This window comes from Pseudoduganella sp. RAF53_2, assembly GCF_052113985.1.
GTDB lineage: Bacteria > Pseudomonadota > Gammaproteobacteria > Burkholderiales > Burkholderiaceae_D > Rugamonas.
Genome location: NZ_JBFRDW010000512.1, coordinates 1 through 4,420 on the forward strand (window position 1 = coordinate 1; position 4,420 = coordinate 4,420).

The following is a 4,420-nucleotide window of genomic DNA, read 5'->3' on the forward strand; positions in this document are numbered from 1 at the left end:
GTGTTTGAATGATTGAGTTTTACCCTACTTACTTCTTCCGGATTGCGCATCGCGTTGAGCCAACGCGGTGCTACCAGTTATGCCTGATGACCATAGCAAGTCGGTCCCACCCCTTCCCATCCCGAACAGGACCGTGAAACGACTTTGCGCCGATGATAGTGCTGCAACCAGTGTGAAAGTAGGTTATCGTCAGGCTAGTTATTGAAGAAGCCCACCAAGCGCAGACGCCGGTGGGCTTTTTTGCTTTCTGAACCCAGGACATAAACCAGGTGGCTGCCACGATGTGGCAGCCATCCGCTTTTGCGCCGTGGGTTTTTTAGCGCAGCAGTGCGTCCAGCAGCGGTTGGCATGCGTCGGCCAGGCGGTCGATGCTCGCTTCCCGCAGCGCGGCTGTATCCACGGTGTGCTCGCTGTGCAGGCCTGCCCATTCCAGTAGCGCGCGTCCCGCGGCAGGATTGTCGAACAATCCGTGCAGATAAGTTCCGAGCACCTGTTCTTCCAGCGCACCTTCAGGACGGCCGTCGACATAGAACGCCGGCTGCGCCAGCGCGGCGCCGGACGAAACTCCCATGTGAATTTCGTAGCCGTTGACCGGTGCGTCCGCAAACGCGCAGCGGCCCGTGATCTGAACCAGCTGCTTCTCTTGCGTCAGCTCCGTCGCCATATCGAGCACGCCGAGTGCCTCCGAGGCGCCAGCGATACCTTCAACGCCGTGCGGATCTTCCACACTGCGGCCCAGCATCTGGAAGCCGCCGCAAATCCCAATCACCTTGCCGCCGTACCGCAAATGGCGCGCGATATGCGCCGGCCAGCCATACTGCTGCAGCCAGGCCAGATCGTCGCGAGTGTTCTTGCTGCCGGGGAGAATGATCAGATCCGCTGGCGGTATCGGTTCGCCCTGGCGAATGAACTGCAGGTCCACATCCGGATGCGCGCGCAGTGCATCGAAGTCGGTGTGATTGCTCATGCGCGGCAGGCTTGGCACGACAATGCGGAAGGCGCCGCGTGCGGCTTGCACTGGCTGCACTGCATCTTCAGCATCGAGATAAAGGCCATGCAGATAAGGCAGCACGGCCAGCACGGGCTTGCCCGTCTGCTGTTCGAGCCATTCAAGTCCAGGCTCCAGCAGCTTGCTGTCGCCGCGGAAGCGATTGATCACAAAACCGATGATGCGATCGCGCTCACTTTGCGACAGGCAGGACAGCGTACCGACGATGTGCGCAAACACGCCGCCGCGATCGATATCCGCAATCAGAATCACCGGGCAATCCACTGCCTCCGCAAAACCCATATTGGCAATATCGCGATCGCGCAGATTGATCTCGGCGGGACTGCCCGCGCCTTCCACAACCACAACGTCATATTGCCCCAACAGCCGCTGATGCGATTCAAGCACGGCGCTCATCGCCACCGTTTTGTACTGGTGGTAGTCGCGTGCATTCATCTCCGCGCGTACTTTGCCGTGAATGATCACTTGCGCACCGATGTCGCTGGAAGGCTTGAGCAGCACGGGATTCATATCCGTGTGCGGCGGCACGCCAGCAGCGACGGCCTGCAGCGCCTGGGCGCGTCCGATCTCGCCGCCGTCGGCGGTGACGGCGCTATTGAGCGCCATATTCTGCGGCTTGAATGGCGCCACACGGACACCGCGCCGCTTCAGTAGGCGGCACAGCGCTGCAACCACGGTGCTCTTGCCTGCGTCGGAAGTGGTGCCCTGAACCATCAGGGTGCGGAAGGGAATCGTCATTTGCGATGCTTCCGCGCTTCTTCCAGTTTTTCGCACAGCACGGCGGTGCCGGCGATCATGCGCGGGCCTGCGCGGTTCAGCAGATTGCCGTCAATCGTGAACAGGTTGCTATTCCTGGTTGCCTTCAGCATGCCGTACGGGCGCCAGAGGTTCACGCCGCCGTAGTCCTTCTCCGCTGTGGCGAAGACGGCTTCGGGATCGGCTTGCAGCACCGCTTCGATGCTGACCACCGGCGCAGTGGTCTTCTGATCGGCGAAAATGTTCACGCCACCGCAGGCTTTCAGCGCGTCGCTGACGATATGTTCGCCATTCAGCGTGTAGAGTGGCTTGTCCCATACCTGGTAGAAGACGGTCACCGGCGGACGCGCGCCGTATTGCGCGCGTAGCGATGCCAGCTTGCTCCGCAGATCCTGGGCCGCGGCGTTGGCCACCGCTTCGGTGCCGAGCAGCTGGCCCATCGCGGTCAGGTTGTCTGCGATGTTATCCAACTTTTTGGGTTCGCTGTGGAAGAGCGGGATGCCGAGCTTGCGCAGCTGTTCGATCTGGCGCTCGGAGCTGCCGTGACGCCAGACGACGATCAGATCCGGCTTCATGGCGATGACGCGCTCCATATCGATGTCGCGGTTGTCGCCGATACGAGGGATTTTCTTGGCTGCTTCCGGATAATCGCTGTAGTTCACGGCGCCGACGACCTTGTCGCCACCGCCGGCTGCAAACAGCAGCTCCGTCACATGGGGCGCCATGGAGATCACGCGCTGCGCGGGTTTTTGCAGGGTGACGAGACTGCCGTCGTCGTCGCGTACGGTGATGGCGGCGGTTGCATTGGCCGCGAGCAGGGYGCCTGCCAGCAGGAGGTATTTCATCGGTTTTCCTTTGTCCATTCGTTCAATGCTGCTTCGAGACGCTGCCAGCCCGTTTCGTCGGGAGGCAAGCCAAGTCGAATGCCGCGTGCGGCGTTGCGGAACAGGCGCACCCAGATGCCGCGGCGTGCCATATGTTCGTGGAAGGCTTCGGCTTGGGGTTCTGGCCACCATTGGAACAGCGCCGTGCCACTCGATCGGATTCCTTGCTGCGCGAGCAGCATATTCAATCGGCCGCCGGCCCAGGCCAGCATTTCGCGCGTTTCATGTTGCCAGCACTCGTCCTGCAGCGCGGCTCGGCCGATCTGCTGGGCCGGCCCGCTGACCGACCAGGGGCCGAGCAATTCGGCGAGTGCATTCAATATCTCCGGCGCTGCGGCGACGAAGCCGAGGCGCAGACCTGCAAGGCCGAAGAACTTGCCGACTGAGCGCAACACGATGATGCCCGATTGATCGGCTTCCTTTGCAATACTGTTGGCGTTGTCGGTGTCGGCGAAAGCCTCGTCCACAACCAGCCAGCCGCCGCGCGCGCGCAGCGCATCAGCCCAGCGCAGCAGATCTGCGCGCGGCACGCGGGCGCCGGTCGGGTTGTTCGGATTGCAGACGACCAGCACGTCGCTGTGTGCAACGGCGGCATCCAGTGCAGCGTACGGTACTTCGCTTGCGATATGGCCGTGCTGCTTCCAGTGGTGAGCATGCTCCGCATAGCTTGGTGCAGCGATGGTCACACGCGAAGGTTCGCGCAGACGTGGCAAAGTCTGGATTGCGGCTTGCGTGCCAGCGACCGGCAGCATACGCGATGCACGGTAATAGCGTTGTGCGGCTTCGGCCAGTGCGGGATCTTCCTCCGGCAGCCGGTGCCAGGCGTTGGCCGCCAGTGGTGGTACAGGATACAGCGCAGGATTAATGCCGGTCGAAAGATCGAGCCAGTCGTGCTGTCCGTAGCGCCGCACGGCGTCCTGCAACTTGCCGCCGTGTTCAAGCATGGCTGACTCCTGCGATGACTGCTGCTGCGGCTAGCCACAGCCAGCAGGTAGCAAGGACCAGACGCCAGGCGCGGACGATGTCGTGCTTCGTTGCGATCTTGCCTTCGCCAAGCGGCGGGCGTTGTTCGAGTTCACCGTTGTAGATTGCCGGACCGCCGAGCGAGAGGCCAAGCGCGCCTGCGCCTGCGGACATGACCGGGCCGGCGTTTGGGCTGCTCCACGCGGGTGCTTGCGCGCGCCAGCAGCGGAATGCGCGCTGTTTGGCTTCCAGTGTTGGTGCGAGCAGGGCATAGCTGGCCGCCGTCAGGCGGGCGGGAATGAAATTGAGAGCGTCGTCGATACGCGCGGCCGCACGGCCGAAGTGCAGGAAGCGCGGGGTGCGGTAGCCCCACATCGCATCCAGTGTGTTCGCTAGGCGGAACAGCAGGGCGCCTGGGCCGCCTGCAATGGCGAACCAGAACAGGGCGCCGAACACGGCGTCGTTGCCATTTTCGAGCAGGGATTCGGTGCTCGCCTTGGCCAGGTCGTCCGCGCTGGCGTTTTGCGTATCGCGGCTGACAATACGTCCGGTCAGCGCACGCGCGGTTGGCAGGTCATCGGCCTTCAGCGCGTCGGCGATCGGCAGGTTGTGGTCGCGCAGGCTGCGCAGACCGAGGGTGAAGTAGAGCAGCAGCGCGTGCAGTGCCCAGCCGGCGCCTGGTGTGGCTGCAAATGCCAGCGCGATGCACGCCGCCGCGATGGCGACCAGTGGCAGGACCGCAAGCAGCCAGGCTAGTGTTCCAAGTGCCACGTCCATGGATTCGCTGGTCGCGCGCTCGGCGCTCGGC

Annotated in this window: 4 protein-coding genes and 1 rRNA gene; 1 reads left to right on the forward strand and 4 read right to left on the reverse strand. The window is 63.0% G+C overall.

What is annotated here, in order from left to right; all coding sequences use genetic code 11:
* Positions 1-82 precede the first annotated feature (82 nt).
* Positions 83-195, forward strand: a 5S ribosomal RNA gene (gene rrf, locus AB4Z11_RS24205).
* 121 nt (positions 196-316) lie between these two features.
* On the opposite strand, the gene AB4Z11_RS24210 is transcribed toward rrf, so the two are convergent.
* From AB4Z11_RS24210 to AB4Z11_RS24225, 4 genes are all read right to left on the reverse strand, one after another.
* Positions 317-1,747, reverse strand: coding sequence for a cobyric acid synthase (locus AB4Z11_RS24210; protein WP_442028237.1), 1,431 nt, complete (start codon positions 1,745-1,747; stop codon positions 317-319).
* On the reverse strand, positions 1,744-2,610 hold the full coding sequence (locus AB4Z11_RS24215; protein ID WP_442028239.1) for a cobalamin-binding protein: 867 nt from the start codon (positions 2,608-2,610) through the stop codon (positions 1,744-1,746). Before AB4Z11_RS24215 ends, AB4Z11_RS24210 begins: the two co-directional genes overlap by 4 nt.
* Positions 2,607-3,593 carry a threonine-phosphate decarboxylase CobD gene (cobD, locus tag AB4Z11_RS24220; RefSeq protein WP_442028240.1) on the reverse strand — a complete coding sequence of 329 codons (987 nt, stop codon included), beginning with the start codon at positions 3,591-3,593 and terminating at the stop codon, positions 2,607-2,609. Before cobD ends, AB4Z11_RS24215 begins: the two co-directional genes overlap by 4 nt.
* Positions 3,586-4,420 (reverse strand): CobD/CbiB family cobalamin biosynthesis protein (locus AB4Z11_RS24225; protein WP_442028241.1); only part of this gene is annotated, 835 nt, incomplete at its 5' end. The genes cobD and AB4Z11_RS24225, both read right to left, overlap by 8 nt.